This is a genomic window from Acidovorax sp. MR-S7 (genome assembly GCF_000400995.2).
In the GTDB taxonomy this organism is placed as follows: Bacteria; Pseudomonadota; Gammaproteobacteria; order Burkholderiales; family Burkholderiaceae_C; genus MR-S7.
The window spans coordinates 1-16,003 of sequence record NZ_DF238911.1; the positions used below are offsets into that span (position 1 = coordinate 1).

Here is a 16,003-nt window from a genome sequence, read left to right on the forward strand (position 1 = left end):
GCAAAGCCGCGCCAGCTCTTGCTCGACGCCATCGGAGTGCCGGTCATCAACACAGATTTGTGACAGAGCCTTTGCTTTTGGGGGTGGCAGGAGGGATCAGGCCTCGGCCAGCAGGCGCTCGATGAGCTTGTGCAGCTCCGCGAAATCGGGGGCGCCCACGAAGCTCTTCACGATCTCCCCGCGCTTGTTGACGATGAAGGTGGAGGGCGTCAGCTTCACATCGCCCCAGGCGCGGGCCACCTCGCCGGTATTGTCGATGGCCACCTTGAACGGCAGCTTGCGCGTCTCGGTGAAGTTCACCACGTAGCTCGGCGGGTCGTAGCTCATGGCGACGGCCAGGGTTTCGAAGCCGCGGTCCTTGAACTTGTCGTAGGTGGCGACGATCTCGGGCATTTCCGCCACGCACGTCGTGCAGCTCGTGGCCCAGAAGTTCACCAGCGCGACCTTGCCGCGCAGATCCTGGGTGGTCTGGCGCGAGCCGTCGAGCAATACGAAGGTGGACTGCGGCGCGGCCGATGCCCCGGTGCCCAGCACCACCACCGCCGCCACGGCGGCACATGCCGCCACGGCGCCCGCTACCAGCCACTTCTTCACTTGCATATCCTGGATTCCCCGTCGTTCGTGCGCATGCTGCGCCCATTGTGCCGCAGGGTGGATCGCCGTCGCGCGCGGAAGTTCGCGGAAATAATCCTCGCCATGCTCCGTCGCCTTTTCTTTGCCATCACCAGCGCCTGTGCGCTGGCCGCCTGCAGCCCCGCGCTGAACTGGCGCAGCGTGTCCATCCCCGAGGCCGGCCTCACTCTCTCCCTGCCCTGCAAGCCCGAACACGCCACGCGCCCGGTGGACCTGGGGCGCGGGCCGGTGGAGCTGGCCATGACCGGCTGCGAGGCCGACGGCGCCACGTTCGTGGTCTCGCACCTGCTGCTGGCCGACCCGTCCCAGGCCGGCGCCACGCTGGACGTGTGGCGCGCGGCGGTGCGCGGGCGCATGCAGGCTGAACCGCCCGACGGGCCGCATGCGCGCTTCGTTCCCGCCCGCGCGCTGGACCTGCCGCAGTCGGTGCGCATGGCCGCGCGCGGGCGCGCGCCCGACGGCAGCGCCGTGGCCGCCGAGGCGGTGTGGTTCGCCCGGCTGGAAGGCACGCAGGCACGCCTCTACCATGCTGTGGTCTACACGCGCGAACCGCACAGAACGCGCGGTGAGGCGGCCGCCGGCACCTTCTTCGACGCCCTGGTGCTGCAGCCATAATGCGGTCATTGCTGCCGCCCATGAACACGCGCCTCCTCCTCATCGCCCACGCCCCCCTGGCCCATGCGCTGCGCGAATGCGCGCTGCACGTGTTTCCTGATTGCGCATCCGACGTGCTGGCGCTGGACGTGCCGCCGAACGAACCGCCGGAGGAGACGCTGGCCGCCGCGCGCATCCTGCTGCAGCAGCAGGGCAGTGCCTCCGTCCTCGTGCTGGCCGACGTGTTCGGCGCCACACCGTGCAACGTAGCCCAGCGCCTCGTGGACGGCGTGCGCACGCGCCTCGTGGCGGGCGTGAACCTGCCCATGCTGCTGCGCGCCGTGGGCTACCGCGCCGAGCCGCTGGAGGCCCTGGCCGAGCGCGCGCTGGCCGGTGGCGCGCAGGGCGTGATGCCGGTGGCCGTGGCCGCGCCGCAGAACCAGACCCGACGTGCATCCCATGATCAAGAACACCATCACCATCAGCAATAAGCTGGGCCTGCATGCCCGCGCCTCCGCCAAGCTCACCAAGCTGGCGGGCAGCTTCCCCTGCGACGTCTGGATGAGCCGCGGCGACCGCCGCATCAACGCCAAGAGCATCATGGGCGTGATGATGCTGGCCGCGGGCCTGGGCGCGCAGGTCGAGATAGAAACCGACGGCGTGCAGGAGCAGGAGGCGATGGATGCACTCCTGGCCCTGATCAACGGCAAGTTCGGCGAAGGCGAGTAGAAAGCGGCATATGACCTTCTCCGTCCACGGCCTGGCAGTCGCACGCGGCATCGCCATCGGGCGTGCGGTGCTGGCGGCCGCGAGCCGCATGGAGGTGGTGCATTACTTCATCGAGCAGGATCAGGTCGAGGCCGAGATCCTGCGCATCCGCAATGGCCGCAACGCGGTGATCGGCGAGCTGCAGCGCCTGCAGACCGACATGCCGCCCGACGCCCCGCACGAGCTGGCCGCGCTGCTGGACGTGCACCTCATGCTGCTGCAGGACGAAATGCTCGTCAGCGGCGTCAAGCACTGGATCCGCGACCGCCTCTACAACGCCGAATGGGCGCTGACCACGCAGCTGGAGATCATCAGCCGCCAGTTCGACGAGATGGAGGACGACTACCTGCGCGAGCGCAAGGCCGACCTGGAGCAGGTGGTCGAGCGCATCCTGCGCCACATGAAGGGCGTGGGCAGCCCCGTCGGGCCGCCGCCCGCCAGCCCCCGGCGCCGCGCCGAGCAGGGCCTGCAGGCCGAGCTGCTGCCCGAGGGCAGCACCGAGGTGCCCCTGGTGCTGGTGGCGCACGACCTCTCGCCGGCCGACATGCTGCAGTTCAAGCAGAGCGTGTTCGCCGGCTTCGTCACCGACGTGGGCGGCAAGACCAGCCACACGGCCATCGTCGCGCGCAGCATGGACATCCCGGCCGTCGTGGGCGCGCGCGGGGCCAGCCAGCTCGTGCGCCAGGACGACTGGGTCATCATTGACGGCGACGCCGGCGTGGTCATCGTCGATCCCTCGCCCATCATCCTGGCCGAATACCGCTTCCGCCAGCGCCAGATCGCGCTGGAGCGCGAGCGTTTGGCCCGCCTGCTGCACACGCCGGCCGTCACGCTGGACGCCCAGGCCATCGAGCTGCTGGCCAACATCGAGCAGCCTGCGGATGCCGCCGCCGCCCTGGGGGTGGGCGCCGTGGGCGTGGGCCTGTTCCGCAGCGAATTCCTGTTCATGGGCCGCGGGGGCCGCCTGCCCGACGAGGAGGAGCAATACCGCGCCTACCGCGAGGCGGTCGAGGGCATGCAGGGCCTGCCCGTCACCATCCGCACGGTGGACGTGGGTGCCGACAAGCCGCTGGACAAGGGCCACAAGGACAGCTCGCTCAACCCCGCGCTGGGCCTGCGCGCCATCCGCTGGAGCCTGGCCGAACCGGCCATGTTCCGCACCCAGCTGCGCGCCGTGCTGCGCGCTGCGGGGCACGGCAAGGTCAAGCTGCTCTTTCCCATGCTGGCGCATGCAGGCGAGATCCGCCAGACGCTGGCGCAACTCGACCTGGCGCGCGCCGAGCTGGACACGCGCGGCGCGGCCTACGGCCCGGTGGAGGTGGGCGCCATGATCGAGGTGCCGGCCGCGGCGCTCATCGTGCGCGAGTTCCTGCGCCACTTCGACTTCCTCTCCATCGGCACCAACGACCTGATCCAGTATTCGCTGGCCATCGACCGCGCCGACGAGGCGGTGGCCCACCTGTACGACCCGCTGCACCCCGCCGTGCTGCGCTTGGTGGCCGATGTGATCGCGGCAGGGGCCCGTCAGGGCAAGAGCGTGAGCGTGTGCGGCGAGATGGCGGGCGACGTGACCATGACGCGCCTGCTGCTGGGCCTGGGCCTGCGCAGCTTCTCGATGCAGCCGGCGCAGATCCTCGCCGTCAAGCAGGAAGTGCTGCGCGCCGACACGCGCAAGCTCGCCGACTGGGCGCAGCAGGTGCTGGTCAGCGACGATCCGGCAGCGCTGCTGTCGCCCTAGCCGATTACTATTTTTTTGGTAGCTGCTGGCGCTTGCTGGATAAGCGCTAGAGGTCGATTGGCTTCAAACACCGGCGGCGTGCGCCTGCTGGTCGGCGTGGTAGCTGGAGCGCACCATCGCGCCCACGGCGGCGTGCGAGAAGCCCATCTTGTATGCCTCTTCCTCGAACATCTTGAAGGTGTCCGGGTGCACGTAGCGGCGCACCGGCAAGTGGCTGTTGCTGGGCGCGAGGTACTGGCCGATGGTCAGCATGTCGATGTCGTGCGCGCGCATGTCGCGCATCACCTGCAGGATCTCCTCGTCGGTCTCGCCCAGGCCGACCATGATGCCGCTCTTGGTCGGCACCTTGGGGTGCAGGGCCTTGAACTTTTTCAGCAGGTTCAGGCTGAACTGGTAGTCCGATCCGGGGCGCGCTTCTTTGTAGAGGCGCGGGATGGTCTCCAGGTTGTGGTTCATCACGTCCGGCGGCGCGGCTTTGAGGATCTCCAGCGCGCGGTCGTCGCGGCCGCGGAAGTCGGGTACGAGGATCTCGATCTGCGTGGCGGGCGAGAGTTCGCGCGTGCGCTGGATGCACTCCACGAAGTGGCCCGAGCCGCCGTCGCGCAGGTCGTCGCGGTCCACGCTGGTGATCACCACGTACTTCAGGCGCAGCTTGGCGATGGTCTTCGCCAGGTTCAGTGGCTCATCCTTGTCCAGCGGGTCGGGGCGGCCGTGTCCCACGTCGCAGAACGGGCAGCGGCGCGTGCATTTGTCGCCCATGATCATGAACGTGGCCGTGCCCTTGCCGAAGCATTCGCCGATGTTGGGGCAGCTCGCTTCCTCGCACACCGTGTGCAAGTTGCTCTCGCGCAGGATCTGCTTGATCTCGTAGAAGCGCGTGGTGGGGCTGCCCGCCTTCACGCGGATCCACTCGGGCTTCTTGAGCACTTCGCCCTGCTCGACCTTGATCGGAATGCGCGAAAGCTTGGCCGCGGCCTTTTGCTTGGCCAGCGGGTTGTAGGCCTCGGGGGATTGCGCTTCGCGCACGACTTCGGGAGTGCTCATGGCTGCGGGGAAAGTCAGGGTGCGAGGCGCGTGCAGAGCTGTTGGCCCAGTACCGCGGCGGCTTCGTCCCAGGTGGTTCGTGCGCCGATTGTAGAAAGGTCCACCGTCGGAAGGCCTGCGTAACCGCAAGGGTTGATACGGGAGAAGGGTTCCAGGTCCATGGCCACGTTGAGCGCCACGCCGTGGTAGGTGCAGTGGCGCGTGACCTTGATGCCCAGCGCGGCGATCTTGCCCAGGCCGGTGAAGTCGGGCGGAGAAGGCGGGGCGGCGGCACCGCGCTGCTGGGGCCGCTGGGGCAGGAGGGCGTGCCCGAACGGGTCGTCCAGACGCACGTAGATGCCGGGCGCGCCCGCCACGCGGTGGCCCGTCACGCCGAAGTGCGCCAGCGTGCGGATCACGGCCTCTTCGAGGCGGTAGACGTATTCCTTGACGTAGTAGCCTGCGCGCCGCAGGTCCACGAGCGGGTAGGCCACGACCTGCCCGGGGCCGTGGTGCGTGACCTGGCCGCCGCGGTTGGTGTGCACCACGGGGATGCCGCCGGGTTGCAGGATGTGGCCGTCCTTGCCCGCCAGGCCTTGCGTGAACACAGGCGGGTGTTCGCAGATCCAGAGCGTGTCGGGCGTCTCCTGCGTGCGCTCCTCGGTGAAGCGCCGCATGGCCTCCAGGGTCGCGTCGTAGGGCACGCGCCCGAGCATGCGCAGCTCCATGGCGTTCAGAGCACGACCTTGACCATGGGATGCGACGACAGTGCGCGATACAGATCGTCGAGCTGCTCGCGGCTGGTGGCGGTGATGGTGATCGTGACGCCGAGGTAGTTGCCGGCGCGGCTGTCGCGCAGCTCGATGGTGGAAGCGTCGAAGCCTGGGTCGAAGCGGCGCGCCACCTCGGTCACCGCGTGAACGAACCCGTCGACCTTGGCGCCCATCACCTTGATGGGGAAGCGCGAGGGGTACTCGATCAGCGAATCCTTGCGCGGATCCGGGGTGGCGGGTGTGGTCATTTCAGGTCTTTCTTCTGTCGCGCGGCGCGATCGCGATGGGGATGAATCGCGATGGTATGCCTGCCAAAGGTAAGCTTGATTTCCGGCCGCGTTGGTCTGCCGCCACAATGGCGCAGGCCGGCCCCCGATGGCAGCACGCAGCGGGGGCTTGTGGATTGCCCGGGGTTTTTACTTATAATCAAGGGCTTTGTGAAAGTTTTGGTCTGCCGCACAGGCAATCTTCGCGCATGAAAACAGACGCCCTCGGGACAGAAGCTGAGGCCGAAGATCCCGACTTCAAGCCCCTGGCCGCGCAAGAGGCCCAGGAGTGGCGCAGTCGCCACCCGGCCGTGTCGGTCTGGCGCATCGTCGGGAGCCAGGCAGGGGTGGGTGTGCTGGTCGCGCTGTCGGCATGGTTGCTGACAGGGCAGGTGCAGGTGGCCTGGTCCGCCGGATACGGCGCCTTGGCGGTGGTGATTCCCGCGGCGCTGTTCGCGCGGGGCATGGCGCGCAAGCGTGCATCCGCAGGGGCGGCCATGGCCGGGCTCTTCGGATGGGAGCTGGTCAAGATTGTGTTGACCGTCGCCATGTTGGCGGCGGCGCCCCGGCTGGTGCCGGGGCTGAGCTGGCTGGCGCTGCTGGTCGGCATGGTGGTGACGATGAAAACGTACTGGATCGCGCTGCTGGCGCGGCCCGGTGTCCGACGAACCGATTGATATTTGAGAGAAGAGTTGTCCGATGGCCGCAGATGCGAACGCCCCGACTGCAAGTGAATACATCGTTCACCACCTGCAGCATCTTCAGAACATCAAGCAGAAGTCCATCATCGACTTCTCGGTGGTCAATTTCGATTCCATTGCGGTCAGTGTGACTCTGGGCGTGCTGGGTTTGTTCCTCATGTGGCTGGCTGCGCGCAAGGCCACCTCCGGCGTGCCGGGCCGTTTTCAGGCCGCCGTGGAAATGCTCGTGGAAATGGTGGACAACCAGGCCAAGGCCAACATCCACAACGCCCAGAGCCGCCAATTCATCGCTCCCCTGGCGCTCACGGTGTTCGTCTGGATCTTCCTGATGAACGCCATGGACCTGCTGCCCGTCGACCTGCTGCCGGTGCTCTGGCAAGGCGCAACCGGCGACCACCATGCCTACCTGCGCGTGGTGCCCACTGCCGACCTCTCCACCACTCTGGGCCTGTCCACCGCGGTGCTGATCCTGTGCTTCGTATACAGCATCAAGATCAAGGGCGTGGGTGGCTGGGCCCATGAACTGGTGACGGCGCCTTTCGGCACCAGCAAGAATCCCGTCTTCGCCCTGATCCTGGGTGTGGTCAATCTGCTCATGCAGATCATCGAATACGTTGCCAAGACGGTCTCGCATGGCATGCGACTGTTCGGCAACATGTACGCTGGTGAGTTGGTGTTCATGCTGATCGCCCTGATGGGCGGCGCGGCGGCTATGTCGCTCTCTGGTGTGTTGCTCCCCGTGGGGCACATCATTGCGGGCTCTATCTGGGCGATCTTCCACATTCTGATCATCACCCTGCAGGCCTTCATTTTCATGATGCTGACGCTGATCTACCTCGGCCAGGCGCATGAAGCTCACTGATCCTTTCCTTTTCCTTTCCAACCTTTCTTTTCATCTCTAGGAGTCATCATGGAAAACATTCTCGGTCTCGTCGCTCTGGCTTGTGGTCTGATCGTGGGTCTCGGCGCTATCGGCGCTTCGATCGGTATCGCTCTGATGGGCGGCAAGTTCCTGGAATCGTCCGCTCGCCAGCCCGAGCTGATCAACGAACTCCAAACCAAGATGTTCATCTTGGCCGGTCTGATCGACGCCGCCTTCCTGATCGGCGTGGCCATCGCCCTGCTGTTCGCTTTCGCCAACCCCTTCGTCCTGGCCTAAGCACTCCGATCAACGCCAACGAATAGAAAGGTGTTGCCGTGAGTATCAACGCGACCCTGTTCGTTCAGGCCATCGTCTTCCTGATCCTGGTGCTGTTCACGATGAAGTTCGTGTGGCCCCCGATCGCGAAGGCGCTGGATGAACGAGCCCAGAAAATCGCCGATGGTCTCGCCGCTGCCGACCGTGCCAAGACCGAGCTCGCCGCTGCTGACCAGCGCGTGAAGCAGGAACTGGCCGCCGCCAGCAACGAAACCGCGACGCGCCTGGCCGATGCCGAGCGCCGCGCGCAGGCCATCATCGAAGAGGCCAAGGCACGCGCCACCGACGAAGGCAACAAGATTGTCGCCGCCGCCCGCGCCGAGGCCGAGCAGCAGGCGGTCACCGCCCGCGAAGCCCTGCGCGAGCAGGTGGCCGCGCTGGCCGTCAAGGGCGCCGAGCAGATTCTCCGCAAGGAAGTCAATGCCGGTGTCCATGCCGATCTGCTGAACCGCCTGAAGACCGAGCTGTAAGGGAGCATCCAATGGCAGAACTCGCCACCATTGCCCGCCCTTACGCCGAGGCGCTGTACAAGGCCTGCACCGACAAAGCCGGTGCGGACCTGAACGGCGCCGCAGCCTGGGTGGACGAGCTGGCGGCGATTGCCGCCAATCCCCAATTGCGCCAGCTGGCAGACAACCCGAAGGTGACGACGAACCAGGTGTTCGACGTCATCGCGGGCGTGGCCCGCTCGGCGTTGCCCGATCTGGCCCAGAACTTCCTGCGCACCGTGATCGACAACGGCCGCGTGCAGGCGCTGCCCGAAATCGCGGCCCAGTTCCGCGCACTGGTCAATCGCAGCAACGGCTCCTCGGATGCCGTGGTGTACAGCGCCTTCCCGCTGGATGCGCAAGCATTGGCCGACCTCGGCACCACGCTGCAAAAGCGCTTCGGCCGCAAGCTCAATCTCTCCGTGCAACAGGACGAGACGCTGATCGGCGGCGTGCGCGTGGTGGTGGGCGATGAGGTGCTCGACACTTCCGTCAAGGCCCGTCTGGAACAAATGAAAGCGGCCCTCACGGCCTGAGCGGCTGGAGGTTTCGGCTATTTAAAGAAAGAAGGAAAGAGTCATGCAACTCAATCCCGCAGAAATTTCTGAACTGATCAAGAGCCGCATCGAAGGGCTGGCAGCCAGCAGCGACATCCGCAACCAGGGCACCGTGGTGTCCGTGACGGACGGTATCGTGCGCGTGCATGGCCTGTCCGACGTGATGCAGGGCGAAATGCTGGAATTCCCCGCCACGGCGGACGGCCAGCCCACCTACGGCCTGGCGCTGAACCTTGAGCGCGACTCCGTCGGCGCCGTGATTCTGGGCGAGTACGAGCACATCTCCGAAGGCGACACCGTCAAGTGCACGGGCCGCATCCTGGAAGTGCCCGTGGGCCCCGAACTGATCGGCCGCGTGGTGAACGCCCTGGGCCAGCCGATCGACGGCAAGGGTCCGATCAACGCCAAGATGACGGACGTGATCGAGAAGGTCGCTCCCGGCGTGATCGCTCGCCAGTCCGTGGACCAGCCGCTGCAGACCGGCCTGAAGTCCATCGACTCCATGGTGCCGATCGGCCGCGGCCAGCGCGAGCTGATCATCGGCGACCGCCAGACCGGCAAGACGGCCGTGGCCATCGACGCCATCATCAACCAGAAGGGCCAGGGCGTGACGTGTATCTACGTCGCCATCGGCCAGAAGGCTTCGTCGATCAAGAACGTGGTGCGCGCCCTGGAACAGGCCGGCGCCATGGACTACACCATCGTCGTGGCCGCCTCGGCTTCCGAGTCCGCCGCCATGCAGTACGTGTCGGCCTACTCCGGCTGCACGATGGGCGAATACTTCCGCGACCGCGGCGAAGACGCGCTGATCGTCTATGACGACCTGTCCAAGCAGGCCGTGGCCTACCGCCAGGTTTCGCTGCTGCTGCGCCGTCCGCCAGGCCGCGAAGCCTACCCTGGCGACGTGTTCTACCTGCACAGCCGCCTGCTGGAGCGTGCCGCCCGCGTCAACGCCGACTACGTCGAAGCCTTCACCAAGGGCGAGGTCAAGGGCAAGACCGGCTCGCTGACCGCGCTGCCGATCATCGAGACGCAGGCCGGCGACGTGTCCGCGTTCGTGCCGACCAACGTGATCTCGATCACCGACGGCCAGATCTTCCTGGAAACCAGCCTGTTCAACGCCGGTATCCGCCCCGCCATCAACGCCGGTATCTCGGTGTCGCGCGTGGGTTCGTCGGCACAGACGAAGATCATCAAGGGCCTGTCCGGCGGTATCCGTACCGACCTGGCGCAGTACCGTGAATTGGCTGCCTTCGCGCAGTTCGCCTCCGACCTGGACGAAGCCACCCGCAAGCAGCTCGACCGCGGCGCCCGCGTGACCGAACTGCTCAAGCAGGCGCAGTACAGCCCGCTGCCCGTCAGCCTGATGGGCGCGACGCTGTTCGCCGTGAACAAGGGCTTCCTGGACGACGTGGACGTGAAGAAGGTCCTGTCCTTCGAGTCCGGCCTGCACCAGTTCCTCAAGACCAGCCATGCCGCCCTGCTGGAGCGCCTGGAGAAGAGCCGTGCGTTCGACAAGGAAGGCAAGGACGAGGCCGAGCTGACGCAAGCCATCACGGCGTTCAAGAAGTCGTTCGCTTAAACCGGACGAGGAGCCATCATGGCAGCAGGCAAGGAAATACGCGGCAAGATCAAATCGGTGGAGAACACCAAGAAGATCACCAAGGCCATGGAAATGGTGGCCGCGTCCAAGATGCGCAAGGCGCAGGACCGCATGCGTGCGGCCCGTCCGTACGCCGAGAAGGTGCGCAACATCGCCGCCAACCTCGGTCATGCCAACCCCGAGTATGTCCATCCCTTCATGAAGACGAACGACGCGAAGGCGGCGGGCGTCATCGTGGTGACGACGGACAAGGGGCTGTGCGGCGGCATGAACACCAACGTGCTGCGCGCCGTGACGGCCAAGCTGCGCGAGTTGCAGTCCGCTGGCGTGGAAACGCAGGCGGTGGCCATCGGCAACAAGGGCCTGGGCTTCCTGAACCGCGTCGGCGCCAAGGTGGTCTCGCACGTCACGGGCCTGGGCGACACGCCGCATCTCGAGAAGCTCATCGGCCCCGTCAAGGTGCTGCTCGACGCTTACGCCGAAGGCAAGATCAACGCGGTGTACCTCTCGTACACCAAGTTCATCAACACCATGAAGCAGGAATCGGTGGTGGAGCAGTTGCTGCCCCTCTCGTCCGAGAAGATGCAGGCCGAGAAGACCGAGCACGGCTGGGACTACATCTACGAGCCCGATGCGCAGACCGTGATCGACGAGCTGCTCGTGCGCTACGTCGAGTCGCTGATCTACCAAGCCGTGGCCGAGAACATGGCCTCGGAGCAGTCGGCGCGCATGGTGGCCATGAAGGCCGCCACCGACAACGCGGGCAACGTCATCAACGAGCTCAAGCTGGTCTACAACAAGACGCGCCAGGCCGCGATCACGAAGGAACTTTCGGAGATCGTCGCGGGTGCGGCAGCCGTCTAACCGGTTTCACAAATTTCTGGAGCAAAAAATGGCTCAAGTGCAAGGCAAGATTGTTCAATGTATCGGCGCCGTGGTGGACGTGGAGTTTCCGCGCGACCAGATGCCCAAGGTGTACGACGCCCTCAAGCTCGAAGGCTCGGCCCTGACGCTGGAAGTGCAGCAGCAGCTCGGCGACGGCGTGGTGCGTACCATCGCCCTCGGCTCGTCCGACGGTCTGAAGCGCGGCCTGATGGTCACCAACACCGCAGCCCCCATCACCGTGCCCGTGGGCAAGGCCACCCTGGGCCGCATCATGGACGTGCTGGGCAACCCCATCGACGAGCGCGGCCCCGTGGACCAAGCCCTCACGGCTTCCATCCACCGCAAGGCGCCCGCTTATGACGAGCTGAGCCCCTCGCAGGAGCTGCTCGAAACCGGCATCAAGGTGATCGACCTGGTCTGCCCGTTCGCCAAGGGCGGCAAGGTGGGCCTGTTCGGCGGCGCCGGCGTGGGCAAGACCGTGAACATGATGGAACTCATCAACAACATCGCCAAGGCGCACTCGGGTCTGTCCGTGTTCGCCGGCGTGGGCGAGCGTACCCGCGAGGGCAACGACTTCTACCACGAGATGGCCGACTCCGGCGTCGTGAACCTGGAGAACCTGGGCGAGTCCAAGGTAGCCATGGTCTACGGCCAGATGAACGAGCCCCCGGGCAACCGTCTGCGCGTGGCCCTGACCGGCCTGACCATCGCCGAGTCGTTCCGCGACGAAGGCCGCGACGTGCTGTTCTTCGTGGACAACATCTACCGCTACACACTGGCTGGTACCGAAGTGTCCGCCCTGCTGGGCCGCATGCCCTCCGCCGTGGGCTACCAGCCGACGCTGGCCGAGGAAATGGGCCGCCTGCAAGAGCGCATCACCTCCACCAAGGTCGGCTCGATCACCTCGATCCAGGCCGTGTACGTGCCTGCGGACGACTTGACCGACCCCTCGCCCGCCACGACCTTCGCCCACTTGGACTCCACCGTGGTGCTGTCGCGCGACATCGCTTCGCTGGGTATCTACCCCGCCGTGGACCCGCTGGACTCCACCAGCCGCCAGCTCGACCCGCAGGTCGTCGGTGAAGAGCACTACAAGGTGGCCCGCGACGTGCAGGGCACGCTGCAGCGCTACAAGGAACTGCGCGACATCATCGCCATCCTGGGCATGGACGAACTGGCACCCGAGGACAAGCTGGCCGTGGCCCGCGCCCGCAAGATCCAGCGTTTCCTGTCGCAGCCGTTCCACGTGGCCGAAGTGTTCACGGGCTCGCCCGGCAAGTACGTCTCGCTGGCCGAGACCATCCGCGGCTTCAAGATGATCGTGGCCGGCGAATGCGACCACCTGCCCGAGCAGGCGTTCTACATGGTCGGCACTATCGACGAAGCCTTCGAAAAGGCGAAGAAGGTCGCCTGATGGCCGCAGGGCCGGCCGTCCACGACGCCCGCCGGCCCCGGTTCTGAAAGGCTTGCCATCCCCTTTTGCAAGGAGCAAAGATGAACACCATCCACGTCGACGTGGTCAGTGCCGAAGAGTCCATCTTCTCCGGCGAGGCGCGCTTCGTCGCGCTGCCCGGCGAGGCGGGCGAGCTGGGCATCCTGCCCAAGCACACGCCGCTGATCACCCGCATCAAGCCCGGCTCGGTGCGCATCGAAATGGCCGACGGCAACGAGGAATTCGTCTTCGTGGCCGGCGGCATCCTCGAAGTGCAGCCCGACCGCGTAACCGTGCTGTCCGACACCGCCATCCGCGGCAAGGATCTGGACGACCAGAAGGCCCAGGAAGCCAAGGCGTCCGCCGAGGAAGCCCTCAAGAACGCCAGGAGCGAGATCGACCTGGCCAAGGCCCAGTCCGAGCTGGCCGTCATGGCCGCCCAGATTGCCGCTCTGCGCAAGTACCGCCAGAAGCGCTGATTCCCTTCCAGGGGTGCCAGCCAGCCGCCTTCAGGGCGGCTTTTTTTCGCCCGTGCCGCGGCGGCGTCCGACGCGGCGGCGCGCCGGCCCGCCCTAGCATGGGCCATGGCGAATCCCACCGACCTGGTCGTGGCCCGGCCCGAGGGCCTGTATTGCCCGCCCGGCGATTTCTACATCGACCCCTGGCGGCCCGTGGAGCGCGCGGTCATCACCCACGCGCACGGCGACCATGCGCGGCGCGGCCATGCGCACTACCTCGCGCACGAGGACAGCGCCGGCGTGCTGCGCGCCCGCCTGGGCGACGACATCGCCCTGCAGACGCTGCCCTACGGCGCGGCCGTCGAGCACCAGGGCGTGCGCATCTCGCTGCACCCGGCCGGCCACGTGCTCGGATCGGCGCAGGTGCGCATGGAGCACGGCGGGCGCGTCTGGGTCGCCTCGGGCGACTACAAGCTCGACGCCGACGGCACCTGCGCGCCGTTCGAGCCGGTGCGCTGCGACACCTTCATCACCGAATCCACCTTCGGCCTGCCCATCTACCGCTGGCCCGCGCAGGCCGCGCTCTGGGCCGAGGTGAACGCCTGGTGGCAGGCCAATGCCGCCGAGGGACGGCCCTCCGTGCTGTTCTGCTACGCCTTCGGCAAGGCGCAGCGCATCCTGCAGGGCGTGGACGCGGGCATCGGCCCGATCCTCGTGCATGGCGCGGTGGAACCGCTCAATGCCGCCTACCGCGCCGCGGGCGTGGCGCTGCCGCCCACGCGCCACGCCACCGACGCGGGGCTGGACGCCGACACTCTGCGCCAGGCCCTGGTGCTCGCACCCCCTTCGGCCCAGGGCACGCCGTGGATGCGCCGCTTCCCGCGCCATGCCGACGCCTTCGCCAGCGGCTGGATGCGGCTGCGCGGCACGCGCCGGCGGCGCGGCGTGGATCGGGGCTTCGTGCTCTCCGACCATGCCGACTGGCCGGGGCTGCAGACCGCCATCGCCGCCACGGGGGCCGGGCAGGTGTTCGTCACCCACGGCAGCGTGGCCGTCATGGTGCGCTGGCTGCGCGAGCAGGGGCTCGACGCGCAGGCGTTCCGCACCGAATACGGCGACGAGGACGAAGGGCCTGCGGACGCCGCCGCGCCTGCGGAACCCCCGCCATGAAAGCCTTCGCCGCGCTCTACCAGGCGCTGGACGCCAGCACCTCCAACCTCGCCAAGCAGGCGGCGCTGCGCGAATATCTGCGCGCCGCGCCGCCCGAGGATGCAGCCTGGGCCGTGTACTTCCTCGCGGGCGGCAAGCCGCGCCAGCTCGTGCCTACCAAATGGCTGCGCGCCGTGGCACGCGAGGCGGCGGGCCTGCCCGAATGGCTGTTCGACGAAAGCTACGAGGCCGTGGGCGACCTCGCCGAAACCATCGCGCTGCTGCTGCCCTCGCCCGCCGCCGGGGCGCCGCCGCTGGGCCTGGCGCAATGGCTGCGTGACCACCTGCTGCCGCTGCGCGGCCTCTCGCCCGACACCCAGGCCGAGCGCCTGCGCGCGCAGTGGGAACGGCTCGCGCCCGAGGAGCGGCTGGTGTACTTCAAGCTCATCACCGGCGCGTTCCGCGTAGGCGTGTCGCGCCTGCAAGTCACGCAGGCGCTCGCGGCGGTGAGCGGGGTGGATGCCAAGCGCATCGCGCAGCGCCTCATGGGCTACACCGGTGTGGGCGCGCAGCCCGGTGCGGCGGACTACCTGCGCCTCGTCTCGCCCGATGACGACGCGGCGGCGCAGGGCCATCCGTATCCGTTCTTCCTCGCCCATCCGCTGGCGCTGCCCGTGGAGCGGTTCGATGACGCGCTCGGCCCGCCCGCGGACTGGATCGTGGAATGGAAATGGGACGGCATCCGCGCCCAGCTCGTGCGCCGCGCGGAAGGCGCGTGGCTCTGGACGCGCGGCGAAGAACTGGTGAGCGACCGCTTCCCCGAACTCCAGGCCATGGGCATGCAGGCGCTGCCCGAGGGCACGGTGATCGACGGCGAGATCGTCGTCTGGGACGGCGAGCGCGCACGCCCCTTCGCCGACCTGCAAAAGCGCATCGGCCGCAAGACGCTCGGCCCCAAGATCCTGCGCGAGCTGCCCGTGGCGCTCTTGGCGTACGACCTGCTGGAAGAGGGCGGCCACGACCTGCGCGGCCTGCCCCAGCACGAACGCCGCGCGCGGCTGGACGCGCTGCTCGCCCGCGCGGCCCACCCCGCGCTCATCGCCAGCCCCGTGCTCGCGGGCGCCGACTGGGCCGACCTCGCCCGCCAGCGCGAATCCGCGCGCGATCGCGGCGTGGAAGGCATGATGCTCAAGGCCCGCGCCGCGCAGTACGGCGTGGGCCGCACCAAGGACGTGGGCACGTGGTGGAAATGGAAGATCGCCCCCCTGAGCGTCGATGCCGTGCTCATCTACGCCCAGCGCGGCCACGGCCGGCGCGCCAGCCTCTACAGCGACTACACCTTCGCCGTGTGGAGCGGCCCGCCCGGCGACGAAGGCCGCACGCTCGTGCCCTTCGCCAAGGCGTATTCGGGCCTGACCGACGCCGAGATGGCGCGCGTGGACGCCATCATCCGCAAGACCACCGTGGAGAGCTTCGGCCCCGTGCGCAGCGTGCGGCCCACGCTGGTGTTCGAACTGGGCTTCGAGGGCATCGCGCGCAGCGGCCGGCACAAGAGCGGCATCGCTGTGCGATTCCCGCGCATGCTGCGCTGGCGCGAGGACAAGCCGGTGGACGAGGCCGACACGCTGCAAACGCTGGCGGCGCTGCTGCCCTTGCCATGATGCGCCGCATTGCTTCTTCTTTGATAGCTGCCAGCGCTTGTCCAGCAAGCGCTGGAGTCCGATTTGGCTCATAGGC

The 16,003-nt window shown here is 67.4% G+C and carries 19 protein-coding genes; 15 read left to right on the plus strand and 4 right to left on the minus strand.

Annotated features, from left to right (window positions below; translation table 11 throughout):
* Nucleotides 1–96: 96 nt before the first annotated feature.
* On the minus strand, nt 97–600 hold the full coding sequence (locus AVS7_RS07585; protein ID WP_020227838.1) for a TlpA disulfide reductase family protein: 504 nt from the start codon (nt 598–600) through the stop codon (nt 97–99).
* A 96-nt stretch (nt 601–696) separates the two neighbouring features.
* Between AVS7_RS07585 and AVS7_RS07590 the strand changes: the two genes are divergently transcribed.
* From AVS7_RS07590 to ptsP, 4 genes are read left to right on the plus strand one after another with little or no spacing between them, the layout of a single operon-like run.
* Nucleotides 697–1,248, plus strand: coding sequence for a hypothetical protein (locus tag AVS7_RS07590; protein ID WP_020227839.1), 552 nt, complete (start codon nt 697–699; stop codon nt 1,246–1,248).
* Between the two features lie 20 nt (nt 1,249–1,268).
* The gene (locus AVS7_RS07595) at nt 1,269–1,718 is read left to right on the plus strand and encodes a PTS sugar transporter subunit IIA (RefSeq protein WP_020227840.1); all 450 of its coding nucleotides are present in this window, start codon (nt 1,269–1,271) and stop codon (nt 1,716–1,718) included.
* The gene (locus tag AVS7_RS07600) at nt 1,687–1,956 is read left to right on the plus strand and encodes an HPr family phosphocarrier protein (RefSeq protein ID WP_020227841.1); all 270 of its coding nucleotides are present in this window, start codon (nt 1,687–1,689) and stop codon (nt 1,954–1,956) included. Before AVS7_RS07595 ends, AVS7_RS07600 begins: the two co-directional genes overlap by 32 nt.
* Nucleotides 1,957–1,966: 10 nt before the next feature.
* Nucleotides 1,967–3,733 carry a phosphoenolpyruvate--protein phosphotransferase gene (gene ptsP / locus AVS7_RS07605; RefSeq protein WP_020227842.1) on the plus strand — a complete coding sequence of 589 codons (1,767 nt, stop codon included), beginning with the start codon at nt 1,967–1,969 and terminating at the stop codon, nt 3,731–3,733.
* 63 nt (nt 3,734–3,796) lie between these two features.
* Here ptsP and lipA read toward each other — a convergent pair whose 3' ends face one another.
* Genes lipA through AVS7_RS07620 form a run of 3 tightly spaced genes read right to left on the minus strand, consistent with a single transcriptional unit; the run spans nt 3,797 to nt 5,777 of the window.
* Nucleotides 3,797–4,777 carry a lipoyl synthase gene (gene lipA, locus AVS7_RS07610; protein WP_024001133.1) on the minus strand — a complete coding sequence of 327 codons (981 nt, stop codon included), beginning with the start codon at nt 4,775–4,777 and terminating at the stop codon, nt 3,797–3,799.
* A gap of 14 nt (nt 4,778–4,791) precedes the next feature.
* Entirely contained in the window at nt 4,792–5,484 is a 693-nt protein-coding gene (gene lipB, locus AVS7_RS07615) for a lipoyl(octanoyl) transferase LipB (protein WP_024001135.1), read from the minus strand.
* A 5-nt stretch (nt 5,485–5,489) separates the two neighbouring features.
* The gene (locus tag AVS7_RS07620) at nt 5,490–5,777 is read right to left on the minus strand and encodes a YbeD family protein (protein WP_020227845.1); all 288 of its coding nucleotides are present in this window, start codon (nt 5,775–5,777) and stop codon (nt 5,490–5,492) included.
* A 227-nt stretch (nt 5,778–6,004) separates the two neighbouring features.
* On the opposite strand from AVS7_RS07620, the gene AVS7_RS07625 reads away from it, so the two are divergent.
* From AVS7_RS07625 to AVS7_RS07675, 11 genes are all read left to right on the plus strand, one after another.
* On the plus strand, nt 6,005–6,472 hold the full coding sequence (locus tag AVS7_RS07625; protein ID WP_020227846.1) for an ATP synthase subunit I: 468 nt from the start codon (nt 6,005–6,007) through the stop codon (nt 6,470–6,472).
* 22 nt (nt 6,473–6,494) lie between these two features.
* The gene (gene atpB, locus AVS7_RS07630) at nt 6,495–7,358 is read left to right on the plus strand and encodes a F0F1 ATP synthase subunit A (protein ID WP_020227847.1); all 864 of its coding nucleotides are present in this window, start codon (nt 6,495–6,497) and stop codon (nt 7,356–7,358) included.
* Between the two features lie 48 nt (nt 7,359–7,406).
* Nucleotides 7,407–7,655, plus strand: coding sequence for a F0F1 ATP synthase subunit C (gene atpE, locus AVS7_RS07635; RefSeq protein ID WP_011803767.1), 249 nt, complete (start codon nt 7,407–7,409; stop codon nt 7,653–7,655).
* Nucleotides 7,656–7,693: 38 nt separating this feature from the next.
* The gene (locus AVS7_RS07640; protein ID WP_020227848.1) at nt 7,694–8,164 is read left to right on the plus strand and encodes a F0F1 ATP synthase subunit B; all 471 of its coding nucleotides are present in this window, start codon (nt 7,694–7,696) and stop codon (nt 8,162–8,164) included.
* A gap of 11 nt (nt 8,165–8,175) precedes the next feature.
* Nucleotides 8,176–8,718 (plus strand): F0F1 ATP synthase subunit delta, encoded by a 543-nt coding sequence (locus AVS7_RS07645; RefSeq protein ID WP_020227849.1) that lies wholly within the window; start codon nt 8,176–8,178, stop codon nt 8,716–8,718.
* A 43-nt stretch (nt 8,719–8,761) separates the two neighbouring features.
* Nucleotides 8,762–10,321, plus strand: a complete 1,560-nt coding sequence (atpA, locus tag AVS7_RS07650; RefSeq protein ID WP_020227850.1) for a F0F1 ATP synthase subunit alpha — start codon at nt 8,762–8,764, stop codon at nt 10,319–10,321.
* 18 nt (nt 10,322–10,339) lie between these two features.
* Nucleotides 10,340–11,206, plus strand: a complete 867-nt coding sequence (gene atpG, locus AVS7_RS07655; RefSeq protein WP_020227851.1) for a F0F1 ATP synthase subunit gamma — start codon at nt 10,340–10,342, stop codon at nt 11,204–11,206.
* Between the two features lie 28 nt (nt 11,207–11,234).
* On the plus strand, nt 11,235–12,641 hold the full coding sequence (gene atpD / locus AVS7_RS07660; protein WP_024001136.1) for a F0F1 ATP synthase subunit beta: 1,407 nt from the start codon (nt 11,235–11,237) through the stop codon (nt 12,639–12,641).
* An 80-nt stretch (nt 12,642–12,721) separates the two neighbouring features.
* Entirely contained in the window at nt 12,722–13,138 is a 417-nt protein-coding gene (locus AVS7_RS07665) for a F0F1 ATP synthase subunit epsilon (RefSeq protein WP_020227853.1), read from the plus strand.
* A 105-nt stretch (nt 13,139–13,243) separates the two neighbouring features.
* Nucleotides 13,244–14,287: a ligase-associated DNA damage response exonuclease gene (locus tag AVS7_RS07670; protein ID WP_020227854.1), complete on the plus strand. Its 1,044-nt coding sequence runs from the start codon at nt 13,244–13,246 to the stop codon at nt 14,285–14,287.
* Nucleotides 14,284–15,927 (plus strand): ATP-dependent DNA ligase, encoded by a 1,644-nt coding sequence (locus tag AVS7_RS07675; protein WP_020227855.1) that lies wholly within the window; start codon nt 14,284–14,286, stop codon nt 15,925–15,927. The genes AVS7_RS07670 and AVS7_RS07675 overlap by 4 nt, the downstream gene beginning before the upstream one ends.
* The last annotated feature ends 76 nt before the right edge of the window (nt 15,928–16,003 follow it).

Excerpts from the sequence above, each read along its gene's own strand:
- AVS7_RS07600 (WP_020227841.1), top strand. The coding sequence starts at position 1,687 with ATGATCAAGAACACCATCACCATCAGCAATAAGCTGGGCCTGCATGCC.
- lipB (WP_024001135.1), bottom strand. The coding sequence starts at position 5,484 with ATGGAGCTGCGCATGCTCGGGCGCGTGCCCTACGACGCGACCCTGGAG.
- AVS7_RS07625 (WP_020227846.1), top strand. The coding sequence starts at position 6,005 with ATGAAAACAGACGCCCTCGGGACAGAAGCTGAGGCCGAAGATCCCGAC.
- AVS7_RS07665 (WP_020227853.1), top strand. The coding sequence starts at position 12,722 with ATGAACACCATCCACGTCGACGTGGTCAGTGCCGAAGAGTCCATCTTC.
- lipA (WP_024001133.1), bottom strand. The coding sequence starts at position 4,777 with ATGAGCACTCCCGAAGTCGTGCGCGAAGCGCAATCCCCCGAGGCCTAC.
- AVS7_RS07585 (WP_020227838.1), bottom strand. The coding sequence starts at position 600 with ATGCAAGTGAAGAAGTGGCTGGTAGCGGGCGCCGTGGCGGCATGTGCC.
- AVS7_RS07675 (WP_020227855.1), top strand. The coding sequence starts at position 14,284 with ATGAAAGCCTTCGCCGCGCTCTACCAGGCGCTGGACGCCAGCACCTCC.
- atpE (WP_011803767.1), top strand. The coding sequence starts at position 7,407 with ATGGAAAACATTCTCGGTCTCGTCGCTCTGGCTTGTGGTCTGATCGTG.
- atpD (WP_024001136.1), top strand. The coding sequence starts at position 11,235 with ATGGCTCAAGTGCAAGGCAAGATTGTTCAATGTATCGGCGCCGTGGTG.
- AVS7_RS07595 (WP_020227840.1), top strand. The coding sequence starts at position 1,269 with ATGAACACGCGCCTCCTCCTCATCGCCCACGCCCCCCTGGCCCATGCG.
- atpB (WP_020227847.1), top strand. The coding sequence starts at position 6,495 with ATGGCCGCAGATGCGAACGCCCCGACTGCAAGTGAATACATCGTTCAC.
- AVS7_RS07670 (WP_020227854.1), top strand. The coding sequence starts at position 13,244 with ATGGCGAATCCCACCGACCTGGTCGTGGCCCGGCCCGAGGGCCTGTAT.
- atpG (WP_020227851.1), top strand. The coding sequence starts at position 10,340 with ATGGCAGCAGGCAAGGAAATACGCGGCAAGATCAAATCGGTGGAGAAC.
- AVS7_RS07590 (WP_020227839.1), top strand. The coding sequence starts at position 697 with ATGCTCCGTCGCCTTTTCTTTGCCATCACCAGCGCCTGTGCGCTGGCC.
- AVS7_RS07620 (WP_020227845.1), bottom strand. The coding sequence starts at position 5,777 with ATGACCACACCCGCCACCCCGGATCCGCGCAAGGATTCGCTGATCGAG.
- AVS7_RS07645 (WP_020227849.1), top strand. The coding sequence starts at position 8,176 with ATGGCAGAACTCGCCACCATTGCCCGCCCTTACGCCGAGGCGCTGTAC.
- atpA (WP_020227850.1), top strand. The coding sequence starts at position 8,762 with ATGCAACTCAATCCCGCAGAAATTTCTGAACTGATCAAGAGCCGCATC.
- ptsP (WP_020227842.1), top strand. The coding sequence starts at position 1,967 with ATGACCTTCTCCGTCCACGGCCTGGCAGTCGCACGCGGCATCGCCATC.